The following is an 18,855-nucleotide window of genomic DNA, read 5'->3' as shown; positions in this document are numbered from 1 at the left end:
TGAGGGGCCGGGCGCCGTCGTTCGCTCGCTCTCCCGCGTCAGAACAGCAGCGAGGTGAGCCTCGTGCGCGCCGACGAGACACGCGGGTCGGCGGGACCGATCAGCTCGAACAGCTCGACCAGCCGCTCGCGGACGCGGGTGCGGCTGTCAGCGTCGACCGCGGTGAACAGATCCAGCAGTCTGCCGAACGCGTCATCCACATGCCCGCCGGCGAGATCGAGATCGGCGACCTGGAACTGCGCGTCGACATTCGTCGGCCCGGCAGCCGCGGCCGCGCGAACCTGCTGCAGATCGAGGCCCTGCACGCGGTGCAGCAGGCGCACCTGGCCGAGCCCGGCCTTGGCGTCCTCGTCACGCGGGTTCTCGGCGAGAGCCTTCTCGTACGCGCTGATCGCGCGGGCGTAGTCGCCGGCCTCGATCGCCTCGAACGCCTCCGCGTGCAGCGGCGGCAGCGGCGCCGGCTCGTCTGCATCCGCGGCCGGGGCGTCGTCGCCGAACGGCACCGAGCCGGTCACGCCGTTCTGTGCGGCGACCTCGAGCAGGCGGGCGAAGACCTCACGCACCTGCTCCTCGGGAACCGCACCGGTGAACATCGGCACGGGCTGTCCGCCGATCAGCGCGACGACCATCGGGATCGACTGGGCGCGGAAGGCCTGGGCGACCTGCGGGTTGGCGTCGACGTCGACCTTGGCGAGCACGACGCGTCCGCGCTGCTCGCGCGTCACCTTCTCGATGATCGGGCTGAGCTGCTTGCACGGCCCGCACCATTCCGCCCAGAGGTCGACGACGACGGGAACCGAGCGCGACAGCTCGAGGATCTCCCCGAACGACTGGTCCGTCACGTCGACGACGACATCCGGAGCATCATCGCCGGCCGCGGCCGGCGCTGCGGGTCCCGCCGGCGCCGAAGCCGTGGCCGGACGGTTGCGCAGAGAGGACAGGTCGACTGCGCCGCGCAGGGCGGCAGCGGAGATCTCGGTCACTGGTTCACCTTCACGCTGAGGAGGTCCTGATGGTATGCGAGGAGACGGATCTGCTCCTTCGAGCCCTGCGCGGGCACGAAGAAGAAGAGCTGGATGCCGTAGGTCGTCGTGAAGCCCTTCGCCGACTCCTTGACGCCGGTCAGCACGCTCGCCTCCTGATTGTCGCCGATCCGGATCACGGCATCGGCGGTGGTCGGTGTGATCGTGTCGACGTCGTCCACGCGCACGGCCACCACCGCGCCGCTGCCCAGAGTGGCGAGGGAGAGCGGCGTCTCATCGGGTGCCTTCATGTCGAACGCGACCGACGAGGTGGTGTCGGCCTGCTTCTCCTTGAGCCCGGTGAGGACGGCGGTGCGACTGTCGCGGATGCTCTGGGCCAGCTTCTCGGCGGTGGCGTCGAAACGCCCGGCGAACTCGCTCTTGTCGCCGTTGTCCACGAAATCGGCGAAGGCTTCCGCAACCTGCTCGGGTGCCAGCGCGAGGAACGGCGACTCCGCCGGGATGCGGGTCGTGCCGAGCCAGGCCGGTGCGACGTCGGGGAACTCGGCCGCGGCCGGCATGTCGGCCATCTCGGTGACGTGGTAGTTCGACCACGGATCGTCCTGCGTCATCGTCAGCAGGACGGGTGCTGCCTTCTCGTCCTTCTCGGAGACCGTCAGGGCGAGCACGGTGCGCGGCCAGCTGTCGGTCGCCTCCGGAAGCACGATCTTGACCCTGTCGCGCGGAGCCGTCAGCGGTTCGGTGCGCTCGGCGATCGCCCCGCGGAGAGCATATTCCGTGCGCCGGCCCTCGAGCACGATGCCGGAAAGACGGGTCTCCGCGCGAGCGATGTCGAGATCCGTGTCGGCCTGCTTCACGACCTTGGCGATCTCCGAGACGATGCGCTGCCCCTGCTTCTTCGTCACGACCGGCGGCTTCTGATCTTCGGGGGTCACCACCGTCGGTGTGGGAGTCGGCGTCGGCGTCTCGGCACCGAAATCCGGCCAGGACTCCGACGTGCACCCGGTCGCGAGCACGGCGGTCAGCGTCAGAGCGGGCAGCCCGAGTGCGAGGCGACGTCGCAGCGCCGTGCGCGGCGTGCGCCCGGATGCCCGTTCCTCACCCTCAGGGTTGCCGGAGGCGGGCTCGCTCCGACCGTTCGCCGGACGGTCTCCGTCGGCGGCGGTCCCGTCACCGGATTCGATGGCTTCACGCTCGGGAGCACCCTGCATCTCGATGGGCTGCGTCTCCGGCAGCGGACCCGGACCCTTCCGCAACGGCCCGCGTCCGCGACGCTGGTGACGGATGGCCAGGAAGTAGAGCACGAGGCCGGCGAGCAGGAGGATGCCGCCGGCGGTCATCAGCGGACCTGCGAGCGGGGTGCGGGTGTCGACGCCCCAGCTGACGGCGACGTCGTCGGGTGCGGGTTCGATGCCGTCACGCGCGATGAGCACGCTGTGACCCGGCGTCAGCTGCATCCCGGTCACCAGGTAGTCCTCCTCGGCGAACGAGTCGAGCCAGAGATCCGATCCTGCCGGGTTGCGCCCCGACGTCTCGCCGCCTCCGGCCGGTGCCTGCTGCGGCTCGACGGTCTTGCTGACCGGACGATCGCCCTTGCCGAGCGTGACCTTCGTGTAGCTCGTGTCGGAGAGCCATGCCTCGGCGTCGTCGGTGCGGGCGTAGGCCGCGAAGATCTCGCCGTCGCCGCGCACCAGCAGCGTCTGGAGCCCAGGATGTGCGCTGAGCACCTCCGCGTCGACGAGCACATAGGGCTGTGATCCGTCGACGGAGAGCGACATCGTCTGCTCTGTGGGCCCCATGAAGATGGTGCGCTGGGCGATCCCGGCTCCGATGAGAACCGTGGCCAGCACGAAGGCCACGACGGCCCATACGAAACGCACGAATCAACTCCTTACGTGACCGGGCATCCGCCGCCGGTCCGCTCGACGTTTCAGACTAGCGAAACCAGCTGGGCATTACCCACGAAGCGGAGCCTCCGAAACCGGCGGGATGCGCTGCGGCCCGTCGCCGGGGCGCCGCACCGGGCAGCAACTAGGATCTTCGCAGGTCGACCAGGAGAGCCATGAAGATACACAGTCCCTTCCGCACCGCGCTGGTGGCGACGCTCGGCGTGGGCCTGGGCCTGCTGCTTCTCGCCGGGGCGCAGACCCTGTCGACGATCATCCTGTACATCGGCACGGCGCTGTTCCTGAGTCTGGGACTCGACCCGCTCGTCACCTTGCTCGAGCGCCGCGGACTCCCCCGTTGGGCCGCCGTGCTTCTCACCATCCTCGCCGTGCTGGGTGTCTTCGCCGCTGTCATCCTGATCGTGCTGCCCGTCGTCACCGACCAGATCACGCAGCTGGTCACGCGCATCACGCCGCTGTTCGTCAACGGCGAGCAGACCGTGAGCGACATCAAGGGCTGGCTCACCGACACGTTCCCCAACCTCGAGGTCGATCTCGTGTTCGACTACATCGACAGCTGGATCACCTCCGAGGAGTGGACCAAGAGCGTGACCGAGTGGAGCACCACCATCGGCGAGGGCGTGTGGGTGGTCGGCGGTGCCGTGCTGGCCGGCGCGTTCGGTGCGTTCATCGTGCTGATCCTCACGATCTACATGACCGCCTCGACGCCCTCGCTCAAGCGCGCCGTCTACCAGCTGGTGCCGGCGTCCCGGCGCGAGCGCTTCATCGACATCGCAGACCAGATCACCGATTCGGTCGGTCACTACGTGATGGGCCAGGTCTCTCTTGGTGTGATCAACGGCATCCTGAGCATGGTCTACCTGTCGATCATCAACGCCCCGTTCACCGCGGTGCTCGCCGTGGTCGCCTTCTTCTTCTCGCTGATCCCTCTGGTCGGAACCCTGACCGGCTCGACGATCATCGTGCTCGCCTGCCTGCTGCCCGGGGTCGGGTCACCGGGAACGGCGCTGGCAGCGGCGATCTACTACTTCATCTACATGCAGGTCGAGGCGTACTTCATCGCACCGCGCATCATGAGCCGTGCCGTGTCGGTCCCTGGAGCGGTGGTCGTCATCGCCGCCCTGTCCGGCGGTGCGCTGCTCGGGCTGCTCGGTGCGCTGATCGCCATCCCCGTCGCCGCGAGCGTCCTGATCATCTACCGGCAGGTGCTGATCCCCCGCATGAACGAGCGCTGAGCGACGTCCGTCGCGCTCAGCCGATGCGCCAGCAGTGCGTGTGCCAGTGCCGGCGTGAGGCGAGGTCGGCGCTCTCCCCCATCACCCCGTCCGCACGCCAGACGACGACGTGCGCCGTACCGGGAGCGATGCTGCCCGCGCATCCGGGGCAGCGGTACTCCTTGATCGCCTGACCCGACGAGATCGGCTGCACGGTCCATTCCCGGCCACGCTTCGTCTCGGTGCGCTTCCACCCGGCCAGAAGCCGGTCGAAGGAGTCGTCGGAGGCGGCGCGCTCAGGCCTGCGGCGATGGGAGCGTGGCATGACGCCCGGTCACCACCAGTGGTTGCGCGTCCAGAAGTTGTACGCTCCAGCCCAGCTTCCGTAGCGCCCGACGGCGTATCCGTTGCCCCAGCGGAGGTTGTCGACCGGGTCGTAGCCGTTGCCGGGGACCTTGCTGCACGGCAGCGCCTGCACGAGGCCGCACGCGCCGGACGACTTGTTGGTCGCGTTCGGGTTCCAGCCGCTCTCCTTGGAGACGATGTAGTCGACGTACGGCCAGTCGCTGCTCGCGATGCCGGCAGCGGCCATCCACTCCTCCTTGGAGCCGCCACCCGTGTAGCGCGGCTGCGCGGGCGTGCTGCTCCTCGGAGCCGCTGCCGCCTTCGCCTTCTCCACCGGGGCGGGCGGCGGGGTGGGCTTCGGCTTCACATAGACCTCGAAGGCGCTGCGGTCGGCGGTCGCGATCTCTGCGCCTTCGACCGAGACGGTGATGCTCTGCGTATCGGCTGAGGCGAGCGAGAAGGCGGTCACGGGCGAATCGGTCGGCTCGGGCTCGGCGACGGCCACGCCGCTCGGTGCCATCATGGCCGCAGAGATGCCGACGACCGCGAGGCCGGCCAGCACAGCGCTGACGCGCTGACGCGTCTGGTTCTTCTTCGTCGTACGCGAGGCACTCGGGCGCGTCGCGTTCGAGATCAGTTCGTTATCGGGAGTCACGATGGCCACCAGTCTACGCACAGCTCAGCGACACATCCATGAGAACTCACCGAGAAGGCCTCAGCGCACCGAGAGGAGCACTTCCACCGTGGCGTCGAGAAGGGCATCCACCTGCTCTTCCCGATAGCCACCGCGCTGCATGCGGAACGCGGCGCTGCGCACCTGCTCGACGTCGAGCGGCTCGCCGTCCCGCAGGAATGCCGAGATGCGGTCGCCGACGTGATCGACCTCATCCATCCGGTAGCCGAAGGTCAGGATGCTCGTGCGTGCGAACCGCTTCTTCCGGGGCCGGCTGAGGTGATCGAGCACCTGCTGAGCGTCCTCCCGCGCCCGCGCCACCCAGGCGTCCACGCCGATGGCTCCGATCGCCCGCTCGCGGGCGCGCTGCGCGAAAGCGTCCTCCACCCGGGCGAGGGCGGCATCCACGTCGGCGATGACGTACCCTCCCCTGACCAGAGGGAAGGATGCGGCGCGCACGTCGTCCGCCCCGAAATCGGTGCGCGACGACTCGAACGCCGCTCGGGCGGAGTCGAGGAAGCTGTCGACCGCGGCACGGTGATATCCGCGCTGGCGCCCCGTGACCAGCGGGAATGCCGGCGGCGTCTCGTCGTGGGCGGGGACGAGCATCTCGAGGTCGGAATCAGTCATCAGGATCCGATCAGAGGGGTGAGGAGGTGGTACAGGGCGAGCGCCGGAACGGTGGACGGAAGGATGCTGTCGAGCCGGTCGAGCAGACCGCCGTGTCCGGGAAGCCAGGAGCTCATGTCCTTGATGCCGAGATCGCGCTTGAGCATCGATTCGCCCAGATCGCCGATCGTGGCGAAGACGAGGATCGCCGCGCCGAAGATGAGCCCGCACCACCAGGGCAGCTGCAGCAGGAAGATCGCGAGGAGCACGCCCACCGCGAGCGACCCGATCACGGCACCCCCGAAGCCCTCCCAGGTCTTCTTCGGGCTGATCCGCGGGGCCATGGGGTGCTTGCCGAACGACAGTCCCGCCGCGTACGCACAGGTGTCGGCGGCGACTGCGACGGCGATGAATCCGAGCACCCACCACTCGCCGTTCTCCCGGCTCAGCAGCATGAGCGCCACCGAGGTCAGGAACGGCACGTACACCTGCACGAACGCCCCGACGACGACATCCCCGAGTACAGCGCCGTACGTGCGCCCGTCGGCGGCGATCATCTGCGCGATCATCCGCCACACGCTCACGAACGCGACGGCCGCGATGAGCACGACCCAGCTCAGCCAGAGTGCGGCGAACGGTCCGGTCAGGAGGACGGCCGCACCCGCGATCAGCTGCGGGACGATGTCGACCCGACGGCCGCCGGCGCGCAGCGCCCGCGACAGCTCGTAGGTGCCGAGCAGGCCGGCCGCGATCGCGATCGGCAGGAACAGCCATTTGACGAACAGCAGCGAGGCGATGAGCACGGCGCCGAACGCGACGCCGATCAGGATCGCCACGATCAGATCTCGTCCCGTGCGCTGCTTGATCCGCTCGTTGGCCTGATCGAACTGCTCGCGGGCCTGCGTCACGTGGGATTCGAACTCACCGCGCCTCGCGCGCCACTGCTCGCGCAGCGCGTGCGAATCGATTCCGTCGACCGCCGGCATCGGCGGACGAGGCGGGATGCGCCCGGCATCGAAGGCAGGGAACGCCGCATCCGAGAGGGGACGCTCCGAACCCGGCACGCCGTCGCTCCCGTCCCCGGAAGCCGGGCGCGCCGACCCTTCGCCACCAGCGGCGGCATCGCCCTGACGGGCTTCTCGTCGCGTCAGCGGCTGTTCGCCGGAATCGCTGTCGCCTGCCATGCCGTCAGACCTCGAGCAGCTCTGCCTCTTTGCGCTTGAGCGCGTCATCGATGGCGTCGACGTACTGACGGGTCAGGGCGTCGAGCTCCTTCTCGCCGCGGGCGAGCTCGTCTTCGCCCACCTCGGCCTTGAGGCCGTCGAGCTGATCCTTCGCCTTGCGACGGATGCCGCGGATCTGCACCTTGGCATCCTCTCCCTTGGACCGCACGAGCTTCACGTACTCCTTGCGGCGTTCCTCGGTCAGCTCCGGCATCGTCACACGGACGATGTTGCCGTCGTTCGTGGGGTTCGCTCCGAGGTTCGGCATGTCGCGGATGGCCTGCTCGATCGCCCGCAGCGCGCTCTTGTCGTACGGGGTGACGATGAGCGTGCGCGCCTCCGGGTTCGCCATCGAGGCGAGCTGAGCGATCGGCGTGGGCGAGCCGTAGTAGTCGACCATCAGCTTCTGGAACAGCTGCGGGTTCGCGCGCCCGGTGCGGACCGTGGCGAAGTCCTCCTTGGCGGCGTCGACCGCGCGGGTCATGCGTGCGGTGGTATCAGCGAGGACGTCCGCGATCACGGGTGCTCCTTAGGTCGTGGTTGTGGAACGATTCTATCCGGCGATGTGCCGCCGAACCCTGAGCGACAGGTCGATCAGGGGGTGACGAGCGTGCCGATCGGCTCGCCGAGCAGCGCCTTGGTGACGTTGCCCGCAGGCTCCATGCCGAACACGCGCATGTCCATGTTGTTGTCCATGCACAGGCTGAATGCGGTGGAGTCGACCACCTTGAGACCGCGCTGCAGAGCATCGCGGTAGGTGACCTGCTCGATGCGCTCGGCGCTGGCATCCTTCTTCGGATCGGCGGTGTAGATGGCGTCGACACCGTTCTTCGCCACCAGCACCTCCCGCGCGCCGATCTCCAGTGCGCGCTGGGCGGCCACCGTGTCGGTCGAGAAGTACGGCAGACCGGCGCCGGCGCCGAAGATGACGACGCGGCCCTTCTCCATGTGCCGCTCAGCGCGCCGCGGGATGTAGGGCTCCGCCACCTGGGTCATCGAGATGGCCGACTGCACGCGCGTGGCGGCGCCGGCCTGCTCGAGGAAGTCCTGCAGTGCGAGGGCGTTCATGACGGTGCCGAGCATGCCCATGTAGTCGGCGCGGCCGCGGTCCATGCCGCGCTGGCTGAGTTCGGCGCCGCGGAAGAAGTTCCCTCCGCCGACCACGATGGCGATCTCGACCCGGTCGACGGCTGCCGCGATGTCACGGGCGATCTGACCGACGATGTCGGGATTGACGCCGAGCTGGCCTCCGCCGAACGCTTCGCCGGAGAGCTTCAGGAGGACGCGCCGGCGTCCGGTGCCTTCGGTCATGGATGGGTTCCTCTCGTCCCGATTCAAGATAGTGCCTTCTGGGCATGAAGAAGGGGGTTCGGATCGCTGATCCGAACCCCCTGGAGGCTGTTACGCGCCGACCTTGAAGCGCGCGAAGTCGGTGACGGTGATACCGGCATCCTTCGCGACCTGGGCCACGGACAGCTTGTTGTCCTTCGCGTAGTCCTGCTCGAGAAGCGCGACCTGCTTGAAGTACGCGGTCACGCGACCCTCGACGATCTTCGGCAGAGCGGCCTCGGGCTTGCCCTCGTTGCGCGAGATCTCGGTGACGATGTCGCGCTCCTTCTCGACCTCGGCGGCCGGGACGTCCTCGCGGGAGAGGTACGACGGGTTCGCGAACGAGATGTGCTGCGCGATGCTGCGAGCGGTCTCGGCGTCCGAACCGCTGTACGCGACGACGACGCCGATCTGTGGGGGCAGGTCCTTGCTGGTGCGGTGCAGGTACACCGAGACGGAGTCTCCGGTGACGGTGCGCACGCGACGCAGCTCGACCTTCTCGCCGATGATGGCGGCCTCATCGGAGATGAGCTGCTCGACGGTCTGCTCGCCGGCCGGAGCGGCGAGGGCGGCGTCGACCGAGTCGGCGGCGACGGCTGCGACAGCGTCGGCGACCTTGTCGGCGAGCGTGATGAAGCGCTCGTTCTTGGCGACGAAGTCGGTCTCGCAGGCGAGCTCGATCAGCGTGACGCCGCCGTCGATCTCACGGGCGACGACCAGGCCCTCGCTGGTGGAGCGATCGGCACGCTTCGCGTTGCCCTTCGCGCCCTTGAGGCGGAGGATCTCGGTCGCCTTCTCGACGTCTCCGTCAGCCTCTTCGAGCGCCTTCTTGGTGTCGACCATTCCGGTGCCGAGCTGCTCGCGCAGGGCCTTGATGTCGGCGATGGTGAAGTTGGCCATGTGTGGTGGCTCCTTGCTTCGTATCTGAACGTGTGGGGTGGCTTACTTGGCGTCTGCCTCGGTGGCGGGCGCCTCGGCGGCCTCTGCCGGAGCATCGGCGGCCTCAGCGGGCGCCTCGGCGGCGTCCGCCGGAGCCTCGGCGGCGTCGGCTGCGGGAGCCTCAGCGGCCGGAGCGTCGGAGCCCTCGAGGAGCTCCTTCTCCCACTCGGCCAGCGGCTCTGCGTCGCCCGACTCGGGGTTGTGCTTCTGCTGCAGGCCCTCGGCCGCGGCGTCGGCGATGATGCGCGTCAGCAGCGAGACCGAGCGGATCGCGTCGTCGTTGCCGGGGATCGGGTACTGGAAGTCATCCGGGTCGGCGTTCGTGTCGAGGATGCCGATCACGGGGATGCCGAGCTTCTTGGCCTCGTCGATGGCGAGGTGCTCGCGCTTCGCGTCGACGACCCACAGAGCCGACGGGGTCTTCGACAGGTTGCGGATGCCGCCGAGCGACTTGTGCAGCTTGTCGAGCTCGCGCTTCTTGAGGAGGAGCTCCTTCTTCGTGAAGCCGGACGCTGCGGGGTTCTCGTAGTCGAGCTCCTCGAGCTCCTTCATGCGGGCGAGACGCTTCGCGATGGTGGAGAAGTTGGTGAGGAGGCCACCCAGCCAGCGCTGGTTGACGTAGGGCTGACCGACGCGGTCGGCCTGCTCGGCGAGGATCTCCTGCGCCTGCTTCTTGGTGCCGACGAAGAGGATGGTTCCGCCGCGGGCGACGGTCTCCTTGACGAAGTCGTACGCCTGGTCGATGTACGACAGCGATTGCTGAAGGTCGATGATGTGGATGCCCGAGCGCTCGGTGAGGATGAAGCGCTTCACCTTCGGGTTCCACCGGCGGGTCTGGTGTCCGAAGTGCACGCCGCTGTCGAGCAGCTGGCGGATGGTGACCACAGCCATGGTCGTCTCCTTGTTCTGACGCTGTCGCGTCGTTGAGGTTGATTCGCCGGTCGAACGACCGGCATTCCTGGTACCCGGCGCACACCCGCCCGCTCGAAGAGCGGGACCTGTGGGAGTGGATGCCACGACCTGAGTCGCTGTGGGCACGCGTAGTCACCTCGATTTCGAGGTGCTCCCCCAGTGTACAGGATCGTGCTCTGCGTGAACGTCCTGCACAGGCGCGTGAATCAGCGGTTTCTCCCCGGGCGGTGGCATACCGCGACCTGTGACGACGGCGGATGGACGAGGGTGGGGCGATGCGCGCCCGCTTGATCGCCGTCGTCCTGTCGCTGTCCCTGTCGCTCGTCGGAGGCACGGACGATCCGTCCGCGGTCGAGGGCACCTGGGAATGGCCGGTCGACGGCATCCGGTCGGTGGTCGAGCCGTTCCGCGCTCCCGCGCACGAGTACGGACCCGGTCATCGCGGGATGGATGTCGCCGCCGCCGCGGGCGCTGAGGTCAGCGCTCCCGCCGCCGGCGTCGTGGCGTTCCGCGGCACGGTGGTCGATCGTCCGCTGATCACGATCGACCACGGCGGCGGACGGGTGAGCACGTGGGAGCCGGTCTCGTCGGCGTTGTCTCCCGGCGACGTGGTCGCAGCCGGATATCCGATCGGGACGGTGGCGGCGGGTGGGCACGCGGCGCACGGCACGCTGCATGTGGGCGTGCGACTGGACGGTCGCTACGTCAACCCGCTGCCGCTGTTCGGCGAGGTGCCACGGGCGATCCTGCTCCCGTGCTGCGAGAAGTGAGCCGGCGGGCTGCCGCGTACATCACGCGCGCGGATGGGCGAGGCGGTAGCCGGCCAGCAGCCGCTCGGCCGACACATGCGTGTAGATCTGCGTCGTGCCGAGGCTCGCGTGCCCGAGGATCTCCTGCACGGTGCGCAGATCGGCTCCGCCGTCGAGCAGGTGGGTGGCGGCGGAGTGCCTGAGGGCATGCGGGCCGACGTGATCGGCTCCGACGAGCGGACCGAGCACGCGGGAGACGAGGGCGTAGACGGTGCGCGAGCCGATGCGCGCTCCCCGCGCGCCGAGGAACAGCGCGGGCGTCGTCTGCTGGGCGCGGGCAGTCAGCGCGGGGCGCCCTCGGGTCAGGTACGCGTCGATCGCGTCGGCGGCAGGCGCACCATGCGGGACGACCCGCTCCTTCGCGCCCTTGCCCAGCACGCGCACGGTGCGTCGGTGCATGTCGACGTCGTCGATGTCGATGCCGCACAGCTCCGAGACGCGCATGCCGCTGCCGTACAGCGTCTCGAGGATCGCGTGGTCGCGCAGCGCGATCGGGTCGCCGTCCGCGGCCGCTGCGCGGTGCCGGTCGAGCAGCTCGCGCATGCCGTCCTGCGAGGCGACGACGGGAAGCGTCTTGGCGCGCTTCGGCGTCGCCAGGCGCAGGCTGGGGTCGACGGCGATGAGCTCGCTCTCGTGCGCCCACCCGAAGAACGAGCGCGCGGCGGCGGCGCGTCGAGCGAGCGTCGAGCGAGCATCACCGCGCTGGGTGGCCCGCCACAGCCATTCGCGCAGCGTCTCGAGGTCGATCTCGCGCAGGTCTGCATCGTCGACGACGGCACCGAGGTCGGCGAGGTCGGAACGGTAGGCGCGCACGGTGGCAGGCGACATACGTCGCACCCGGTCCAGGTACGACGTGAACGATGTCACCGCGTCCGCATACCTCACCTTCCCAGCATGCCGCTCCCCCCGCGGCTTCACGGACGGGCGCGCCGGGAGAGTGCGCCATGCTGCTCCCCCTGCGGCCGCGACGGGCGCCGTCACTGCAGGCGCACCCACCCGTCGTCGCGCTGTGCGACCAGGCCATCCAGGGCGACCAGCCCGAGCAGCGAGCGCACCCGCTCGATGGAGAGGCCGCTGCGGCGGGCGATGTCCGTCGTCTCCCGGGCGCTGCGGGTGCTCATCGCGTCGAACAGCCTGGTGCGGTCGTGATCCGCGGCGGGCGACGGCGGCCCCGCCGTGGCCTCCGTCTCTCCCCACAGTTCTCGGACCTCCTGGACGCTGGTGACGCACACCGCGTCGTACTCCCGCAGCAGCCGATGGCATCCGGCCGAAGCCGCAGAGGTGATCGGCCCGGGCACTGCGCCCAGCGGGCGGCCCAGCGACGAAGCGTGCCCCGCGGTGTTCAGCGTGCCGCTTCGCCAGCCCGCCTCCACCACGACCGTAGCCAGGGTCGAGGCCGCGATGAGCCGGTTGCGGGCCAGGAAGCGCCACTTCGTGGGCGCCGACCCGCACGGCACCTCGCTCAGCACCACGCCGGCCTGCCGGATCCGGTCGAACAGCTGCTGATGCCCGATCGGGTACGCCCGGTCGACACCACCCGCGAGGAACGCGGCCGTCGCCCCGCCGACACCCAGCGCCGCCCGGTGCGCCGCCCCGTCGATCCCGTACGCGCCTCCGGAGACGACGAGGGTCCCACCGGTCGCGAGGTCTCCCGCCAACTCCGCGGCGACGTTCTCGCCGTACCCCGTGGCCGCCCTGGCGCCGACGATCGCCACCGCGGTCTGCGCGCCCAGCACATCCGTGTCGCCCCGGGCCCACAGCAGCACGGGCTGATGGGCGTCGAGATCGCCGAGCCCGTCCGGCCAGAGCTCGTCCCCGGGCAGCAGCAGGCGTGCTCCTACGCTGTGCGCAGAGACCAGGGCGTCCCGCACCGCGCGCGTGCTCGCACGGGGCCGCCAGCGCGCCATCGCCTCTGCAAGAGCCCGGGGTGCTGCCACCCCTGGTGGCACGAGGCTCGACTCACCGAACACGGTGCGCAGCGCCTCGACCGCACCCAGGCTCTGCAGCAGGGCGCCGGCGACACCGTCGCCGGGCTCGACGAGAACCGACCACGCGACCCTCGCTGCCACCTCGTCCGGGTGCACATCGGCGCGCAGCAGGCGTGCGGTCGAGCGCAGATCCGGGTCATCGATGAGGTCGAGTCCAGTGCCGATCATGCCAGGAGTCCTTTCTTGAGGAACAGCGCCTGCCCGAGCTGATCGGCGCCGGGTGATGTCAGACCGGCGAGATCGCTGAGCGTCCACGCGATCCGCAGCACCCGGTCGTACGCGCGCAGGGTGACCGTCCCCCGCTCCAGTGCGCGATCCAGCGGTGCCCGCACCGCGGGAGGCAGGCGCAGCGCGCCCTGTCGAAGCCGCTCCCCCGGCACCGCACCGTTCACGCGCCACGGGCTCGCGCGCCACCGCTCCGCCGCCGCCGCTCGCGCGCGGGCGACCCGCTCGCGCGCCTGAACGGTCGACATCGTCGAGCGTTCACCGGACGTCGCCCGGGATGCGGCGACGCGCGCGACCTGCAGATCGATGTCGACGCGGTCGCGGAGAGGTCCTGACAGACGTCCGGCGTATCGGCGGATGGCGGTCGGCGGACAGGTGCACTCCGCTCCGCGCACCCCGTAGTTGCCACAGGGGCAGGGGTTCATGGCGAGGATCAGCTGGAACTGCGCGGGGAAACTCGCCGCGAATCCGGCCCGCACGATCTCGATGCGCCCCGACTCGAGCGGCTGGCGGAGCGCATCGAGGGCCGCCCGCTGGAACTCCGGCGTCTCGTCGAGGAACAGCACGCCGCGATGCGCGCGCACGATCGCTCCCGGCCGCGGCGCGCGGGATCCGCCGCCGACCAGCGCCGCCGCCGACGCGGTGTGGTGCGGAGCCTCGAACGGGGGCAGGACGTCGAGGCGGGTCACCGCGTCGCCGGTCAGCGATCGGATCGCCGCGACCTCGAGCGCCTCGGTCTCGGTCAGCGACGGGAGGATGCCGGGCAGCCGACGCGCGAGCATCGTCTTGCCGGCTCCGGGAGGGCCGCTGAGCATCATGTGGTGCCCGCCGGCGGCTGCGGTGATCAGCGCGTCGACCGCTTCGTCCTGGCCGATCACATCGGCAAGGTCCACCGTCTCGTCTGCGGGGTCGGTGCGGGCGGTGAGAACGACAGGCTCGGCATCGTCGACCTCGACGTCGGCGCCGTGCGCCACCGCGACCTCGGCGAGCGACACGGCGGCGTGCACCTCGACGCCCGGTACGAGCCGGGCCTCGGTCGCGTTGGCGTGCGGGACGATCACGCGTGTGAACCCGGCGCGCGCGGCCGCGTAGACCGCCGGCAGCACGCCGGGCACGGGCCGCAGCCGGCCGTCGAGGCCGAGCTCGCCGATGTGCACGGTGGAGCGGACGGACTCCCGGCGCAGCGCTCCCCCGGTCGCGAGGGTCGCCACGGCGACACTCAGATCGAAGCCGCTTCCCGCCTTCGGCAGGTTGGCGGGAGACAGATTCACGGTCAGCCGCCGCCGAGGGAAGTCGAGTCCCGCGTTCACGCACGCGTTGCGCACCCGCTGCGCGGCCTCACCGAGCGCCTTGTCCGGCAGGCCGATGATCTGGAAGCCCGGCGTCTGGTTGCTGAGATCGGCCTCGACCTCGACCATGTGCCCGTCCACCCCGGTCAGGGCGACCGCCCACGTGCGCGCCGTGCTCATCGCAGGTCCTCGAGGTGCTCGAGGCGTGCGTCACGGGCATCCGGGCCCGTCAGACCGATGATCTCGAGCCTGATCCGCCGTCCCGTAGCCAGCTCGGGATGGGCTTCGGCCCACGCGAACGCCAGCCGCCAGAGCCGCTGATGCTTGCGTTCGTCGATCGCCTCGAACGGATGCCCGAAGCGCTCGGAACGACGCGTCTTCACCTCGACCATGCAGAGAAGACGCTCTCGGGTGGCGACGATGTCTATCTCGCCCTGCGCGCACCGCCAGTTGCGCTCGAGGATCTCGTAGCCGCGGGCGCTCAGGTGCTGCGCCGCGCGCTCCTCGCCGGCTCGCCCGAAGTCGTCTTTCGCTGCCATGACGACAGCCTGCGGTGCGGCGCCGACGACGAGGGGCGGCATTCACAGTGATTGTGGAAAACCCGTCGACATCCCCGGACTGGGGACAGCGGTCACTTGCCGTCGAGCGAGAGCTCCTCCGGCAGCTCGAACTCGCGGCGCTGCAGCTCTTCGACGTTGACGTCCTTGAACGTGAGCACCCGCACCGCCTTGACGAAGCGATCAGCGCGGTAGATGTCCCACACCCACACGTCGGTCATCGAGATCTCGAAGTAGAAGTCGTGCTCGGTGTCGCGGCGGACGACGTTCACCTCGTTGGCGAGATAGAACCGGCGCTCGGTCTCGACGACGTACTGGAACTGGCCGACGACGTCGCGGTACTCGCGGAACAGCGCGAGCTCGAGCTCACGATCGTAGTCGTCGAAGGCATCCTCATCCATGATGCCTCCATCCTATGAGCAGACGAGCCCGGATGCGGACTCCTCAGAACAGGGTGGGCGCGTCTGCGATCGCCCACGATGCCCGGTGCAGCGGCGACAGGCCTCTCTCGCGGATCGCCTGGCGGTGCTCCGGGCTGGCGTAGCCCTTGTTGCGCTCCCACTGATAGTCGGGATGCTCGGGGTGCAGTGTGGTCATGTGCGTGTCGCGCGCGACCTTCGCGATGACGGATGCCGCCGAGACCGACGCGCAGTCCCGGTCGCCCTTGATGATCGTGCGCACGCTGAGTGGCACGGGATGCACCCGGGAGACATAGTCGTGGTTGCCGTCGAGGATCACGAGGGTGCGCTCCAGGCTCGCGCCCGCATCGACGACCGCCTGCACCGCTCGCGACGCGGCGAGGCCGAGGGCGCGCATGATGCCGACCTCGTCGATCTCGGCGGCGCTCGACCAGCCCACGGCCGACAGCGGCACCCACGTGCTGGCGCGCTCAGCCATTTCGGGTCGGCGCTTCTCGGGGATCATCTTCGAATCCCTCAGCCCGTCGAGCACACGGCGGCGGGAGCCCGCGGCATCCATCACCGCCGCCCCGACGGCGACGGGACCCGCGAGCGCGCCCCTGCCGACCTCGTCCAGCGCGATGATGAGGTCGAACTCCTTGAGCAGCCGCCGCTCGAGTGTGAGCGTCGGCGCGACCACGTTCATTCGGGGGCGGGCACGGCGCGGAACACCTCGTCGTGCGTGTCTATGGGCCCGAACCTGTCGAGCGGCCAGGTGGTGAGGAAAGCGCGGCCCACGACGTTCTCGAGCGGCACGAAGCCGCCGCCGGGCAGATCCTGGTGCGCCCGCGAGTCCTGGGAGCGGTCGCGGTTGTCGCCCATCACCCAGATCCGGTCCTCCGGCACGGTGACGTCGAAGTCGGTGTTCGAAGCCGCTGTGTCGCCCTGGGGGAGGTTGAGATACGCGAGCTCGTTGATCGGCGAGCCGTTCACGGTGACCTGCCCGAGCGCGTTGCAGCAGACCACGTGGTCACCGGGCGTGCCGATCACGCGCTTGACCAGGTGGTCCTGCGCGTCGGTGGTCGAGATGCCCACGAAGGTGAGCGCCCAGTCGGCCGCCTCGACGAGCGGCGGCCTGGCCGGGGTTCGCGGCGCCGGCGGCAGCCAGCCGCCAGGATCCTTGAAGACGACGACGTCGCCGCGGTCGTATCCGCTCCAGCGGGGGGTGAGCTCGTCGACGAGGATGCGGTCGTCGACGAGCAGGGTGCGCTCCATCGAACCCGACGGGATGTAGAACGAGCGCACCACGAAGGTCTTGACCACGAACGACACGAGCGCCGCGATGAGGATGATGACCAGCACATCGCGCAGGAAGACCAGTGCGCCCCGGCGCCGCTGCGGTGGCTGGACTGCCGCGGGGGCATCGGTTGTCATGTGGTTCCTCTTCATCGGCTCACCGCGCACGCGGCAGTACAAGGGTCGCACACCCGCGACCGGACGACAGAACCCCGGAACGAGTGTCCCGGGGTTCTGGTGCAAGGATGCGACGAGTCAGCTCTCGCGCTTCTCCTTGATCTTGGCCTTCTTGCCGCGCAGGTTGCGCAGGTAGTACAGCTTCGCGCGGCGGACGTCACCGCGGGAGACGACCTCGATGTGGTCGATCACCGGCGAGTGCACCGGGAAGGTGCGCTCGACGCCCACCTGGAAGCTGATCTTGCGGACCGTGAAGGTCTCGCGCACACCATCGCCCTGGCGGCCGATGACGACACCCTGGAACACCTGCACACGCGAGCGCGCACCTTCGGTGATGTTCACGTGCACCTTGACGGTGTCACCGGGATGGAAGACGGGAATGTCGGAACGGAGCGAAGCCGCGTCGACGAAGTCGAGGATCTGCATGATCGTCTCTCTCTGCACTCGCCACAGGTCGGATGCATGAATCAAAGGGATGAGAACGGGTGTGTGCCGAGCGGCGCGCGAGGCGTCCGCGGGTTCCCCTGAGGCAGAACCGGATCACGGCACAAACAGCTATTCTGCCATGAACCACCGCACCTGCGCCACTCGGGCGGTCCGTCAGGGCTCCCGGTGGCGGGACTCCTCGATGATGACGACATCGGGTTCACTCGGGACACGATCGCCGCGCTGCTGAGGGGCGATCGTCGACCACGTCAGCGTCTCGCGCAGCCGCGCTCCGGCATCCCGAGCCTCGTTCCAGAGCTGCCAGATCTGCATCCAGAAGAGCGCGACCGCTGCGACGATGGCGGCCGTGAGCAGCCAGGGGAACGCCCCGTCGATGAAGAAGCCGACCAGGATGGTCAACACGTGCCACACCCCGAAACCTGCGACGTCCAGCCACGACACGGCGCGCTCTGCGCGCACCGACGGACGTGAGCGCGTCAGCAGCGTCAGCACGAGCTGCGCGATGAGCACGCCGGGTATCGCCATCAGCAGCACCCAGAGCAGCCCCCAGCCGCTCTGTCCGAAGATCGCCCAGCCGATCAGCATCCACGCCGGAAGGGCGAGCGATGCCGGCAGCAGCCAGCGGAACATCAGCCGTCGCAGGTCCATGCTCCGATGGTACGTCCGCGCCCGCCGCTTGCGGCCGGGTGTTCGCTGTGGGCATCCGCAGGGTGCGCATCGGAGAGAATGGATGCTGACGAGAGGAACCCCCATGATCGAACTGCGCACCCCCGCCGAGATCGACGAGATGCGCGCCGCCGGCCGCTTCGTCGCCGAGACCCTGGCGACCTTGCGCGATGAGACGAAGGTGGGGACGAACCTGCTCGCCATCGACGCCCGAGCGCACGACCTGATCCGCCGAGCCGGCGCCGAGTCCTGCTACATCGACTACGCCCCGTCGTTCGGTCGCGGTCCGTTCGGCAAGGTCATCTGCACCTCGGTGAACGACGCCGTGCTTCACGGACTCCCCCACGACTACACGCTGCGCGACGGCGACCTCGTCTCGCTCGACTTCGCGGTGTCGGTCGACGGCTGGGTGGCCGACTCCGCCGTGTCGTTCGTCGTCGGCACGCCTCGCGACGAGGACCTGCGGCTCATCGACACCACCGAGCGCGCTCTCGCCGCCGCGATCGCCGCCGCCGTCGTCGGCAACCGGATCGGCGACATCTCGGCATCCATTGCCGCCGTCGCGCACGGCGAGGGCTATTCGATCAACACCGACTTCGGCGGCCACGGCGTCGGCCGCATCATGCACGGCGACCCGCACGTGCCGAACGACGGCCGCGCCGGGCGCGGATTCCCGCTGCGCGAGGGCCTCGTGTTCGCGCTCGAGCCGTGGTTCCTCGCCACGACCGACGAGCTCGTCACAGACGACGACGGCTGGACGCTGCGCAGCGCCGACGGATCACGCGGCTCGCACTCCGAGCACACTGTCGCGGTCACGAAGGACGGCCCGATCGTGCTGACCGATCGCAGCTTCCTCGGCGTCGACTGAC

The 18,855-nt window shown here is 69.5% G+C and carries 22 protein-coding genes; 3 read left to right on the top strand and 19 right to left on the bottom strand.

Annotated elements, in window-relative coordinates:
• Nucleotides 1-38 precede the first annotated feature (38 nt).
• Both ACWIDW_RS01780 and ACWIDW_RS01775 read right to left on the bottom strand, forming a co-directional pair.
• A complete protein-coding gene (locus tag ACWIDW_RS01780) occupies nt 39-983 on the bottom strand; it encodes a tetratricopeptide repeat protein (RefSeq protein WP_454122475.1) in 945 nt (314 codons plus the stop codon).
• On the bottom strand, nt 980-2,863 hold the full coding sequence (locus ACWIDW_RS01775; protein ID WP_454122473.1) for a glycosyl transferase: 1,884 nt from the start codon (nt 2,861-2,863) through the stop codon (nt 980-982). The genes ACWIDW_RS01780 and ACWIDW_RS01775 overlap by 4 nt, the downstream gene beginning before the upstream one ends.
• A gap of 182 nt (nt 2,864-3,045) precedes the next feature.
• On the opposite strand from ACWIDW_RS01775, the gene ACWIDW_RS01770 reads away from it, so the two are divergent.
• Complete coding sequence (locus tag ACWIDW_RS01770) at nt 3,046-4,125, top strand: AI-2E family transporter (protein WP_454122471.1); 1,080 nt, start codon at nt 3,046-3,048, stop codon at nt 4,123-4,125.
• Nucleotides 4,126-4,141: 16 nt separating this feature from the next.
• On the opposite strand, the gene ACWIDW_RS01765 is transcribed toward ACWIDW_RS01770, so the two are convergent.
• The 8 genes from ACWIDW_RS01765 to rpsB form a co-directional block, all read right to left on the bottom strand.
• A complete protein-coding gene (locus ACWIDW_RS01765; protein WP_454122469.1) occupies nt 4,142-4,429 on the bottom strand; it encodes a hypothetical protein in 288 nt (95 codons plus the stop codon).
• 9 nt (nt 4,430-4,438) lie between these two features.
• Complete coding sequence (locus ACWIDW_RS01760; RefSeq protein ID WP_454122468.1) at nt 4,439-5,104, bottom strand: aggregation-promoting factor C-terminal-like domain-containing protein; 666 nt, start codon at nt 5,102-5,104, stop codon at nt 4,439-4,441.
• Between the two features lie 60 nt (nt 5,105-5,164).
• Nucleotides 5,165-5,752 (bottom strand): DivIVA domain-containing protein, encoded by a 588-nt coding sequence (locus ACWIDW_RS01755; RefSeq protein ID WP_454122466.1) that lies wholly within the window; start codon nt 5,750-5,752, stop codon nt 5,165-5,167.
• Nucleotides 5,752-6,795 (bottom strand): phosphatidate cytidylyltransferase, encoded by a 1,044-nt coding sequence (locus ACWIDW_RS01750; RefSeq protein ID WP_454122465.1) that lies wholly within the window; start codon nt 6,793-6,795, stop codon nt 5,752-5,754. The genes ACWIDW_RS01755 and ACWIDW_RS01750 overlap by 1 nt, the downstream gene beginning before the upstream one ends.
• A gap of 124 nt (nt 6,796-6,919) precedes the next feature.
• Complete coding sequence (gene frr / locus ACWIDW_RS01745) at nt 6,920-7,474, bottom strand: ribosome recycling factor (RefSeq protein WP_313355693.1); 555 nt, start codon at nt 7,472-7,474, stop codon at nt 6,920-6,922.
• A 74-nt stretch (nt 7,475-7,548) separates the two neighbouring features.
• Nucleotides 7,549-8,265: a UMP kinase gene (gene pyrH / locus ACWIDW_RS01740; RefSeq protein ID WP_454122463.1), complete on the bottom strand. Its 717-nt coding sequence runs from the start codon at nt 8,263-8,265 to the stop codon at nt 7,549-7,551.
• A gap of 90 nt (nt 8,266-8,355) precedes the next feature.
• Nucleotides 8,356-9,183: a translation elongation factor Ts gene (gene tsf / locus ACWIDW_RS01735; protein WP_454122461.1), complete on the bottom strand. Its 828-nt coding sequence runs from the start codon at nt 9,181-9,183 to the stop codon at nt 8,356-8,358.
• Between the two features lie 42 nt (nt 9,184-9,225).
• Nucleotides 9,226-10,113 (bottom strand): 30S ribosomal protein S2, encoded by an 888-nt coding sequence (rpsB, locus tag ACWIDW_RS01730; protein WP_454122460.1) that lies wholly within the window; start codon nt 10,111-10,113, stop codon nt 9,226-9,228.
• A gap of 296 nt (nt 10,114-10,409) precedes the next feature.
• Between rpsB and ACWIDW_RS01725 the strand changes: the two genes are divergently transcribed.
• Nucleotides 10,410-10,904, top strand: a complete 495-nt coding sequence (locus tag ACWIDW_RS01725) for a murein hydrolase activator EnvC family protein (RefSeq protein WP_454122458.1) — start codon at nt 10,410-10,412, stop codon at nt 10,902-10,904.
• A 21-nt stretch (nt 10,905-10,925) separates the two neighbouring features.
• Here ACWIDW_RS01725 and ACWIDW_RS01720 read toward each other — a convergent pair whose 3' ends face one another.
• The 9 genes from ACWIDW_RS01720 to ACWIDW_RS01680 form a co-directional block, all read right to left on the bottom strand.
• Nucleotides 10,926-11,828 (bottom strand): tyrosine recombinase XerC, encoded by a 903-nt coding sequence (locus ACWIDW_RS01720; RefSeq protein ID WP_454122457.1) that lies wholly within the window; start codon nt 11,826-11,828, stop codon nt 10,926-10,928.
• Nucleotides 11,829-11,920: 92 nt separating this feature from the next.
• The gene (gene dprA, locus ACWIDW_RS01715) at nt 11,921-13,099 is read right to left on the bottom strand and encodes a DNA-processing protein DprA (RefSeq protein ID WP_454122455.1); all 1,179 of its coding nucleotides are present in this window, start codon (nt 13,097-13,099) and stop codon (nt 11,921-11,923) included.
• A complete protein-coding gene (locus ACWIDW_RS01710; RefSeq protein WP_454122454.1) occupies nt 13,096-14,625 on the bottom strand; it encodes a YifB family Mg chelatase-like AAA ATPase in 1,530 nt (509 codons plus the stop codon). Before ACWIDW_RS01710 ends, dprA begins: the two co-directional genes overlap by 4 nt.
• Nucleotides 14,622-14,984, bottom strand: coding sequence for a YraN family protein (locus tag ACWIDW_RS01705; protein ID WP_454122452.1), 363 nt, complete (start codon nt 14,982-14,984; stop codon nt 14,622-14,624). The genes ACWIDW_RS01710 and ACWIDW_RS01705 overlap by 4 nt, the downstream gene beginning before the upstream one ends.
• Nucleotides 14,985-15,076: 92 nt before the next feature.
• Nucleotides 15,077-15,403, bottom strand: coding sequence for a DUF2469 family protein (locus ACWIDW_RS01700; protein WP_071644723.1), 327 nt, complete (start codon nt 15,401-15,403; stop codon nt 15,077-15,079).
• 43 nt (nt 15,404-15,446) lie between these two features.
• Nucleotides 15,447-16,106 carry a ribonuclease HII gene (locus ACWIDW_RS01695; protein WP_454122450.1) on the bottom strand — a complete coding sequence of 220 codons (660 nt, stop codon included), beginning with the start codon at nt 16,104-16,106 and terminating at the stop codon, nt 15,447-15,449.
• Nucleotides 16,103-16,834, bottom strand: a complete 732-nt coding sequence (gene lepB / locus ACWIDW_RS01690) for a signal peptidase I (protein WP_454122448.1) — start codon at nt 16,832-16,834, stop codon at nt 16,103-16,105. Before lepB ends, ACWIDW_RS01695 begins: the two co-directional genes overlap by 4 nt.
• Nucleotides 16,835-16,951: 117 nt before the next feature.
• A complete protein-coding gene (gene rplS / locus ACWIDW_RS01685) occupies nt 16,952-17,299 on the bottom strand; it encodes a 50S ribosomal protein L19 (protein WP_454122446.1) in 348 nt (115 codons plus the stop codon).
• Between the two features lie 174 nt (nt 17,300-17,473).
• Complete coding sequence (locus ACWIDW_RS01680) at nt 17,474-17,968, bottom strand: MFS transporter permease (RefSeq protein ID WP_454122445.1); 495 nt, start codon at nt 17,966-17,968, stop codon at nt 17,474-17,476.
• A 103-nt stretch (nt 17,969-18,071) separates the two neighbouring features.
• On the opposite strand from ACWIDW_RS01680, the gene map reads away from it, so the two are divergent.
• Entirely contained in the window at nt 18,072-18,854 is a 783-nt protein-coding gene (gene map / locus ACWIDW_RS01675; RefSeq protein WP_454122443.1) for a type I methionyl aminopeptidase, read from the top strand.
• Nucleotide 18,855: the final 1 nt, after the last annotated feature.

The sequence above is a fragment of the Microbacterium sp. NPDC055312 genome, assembly GCF_053645675.1.
Note: the sequence above shows the minus strand (reverse complement) of the source record. Positions and strands in the feature narration are given on the sequence as shown.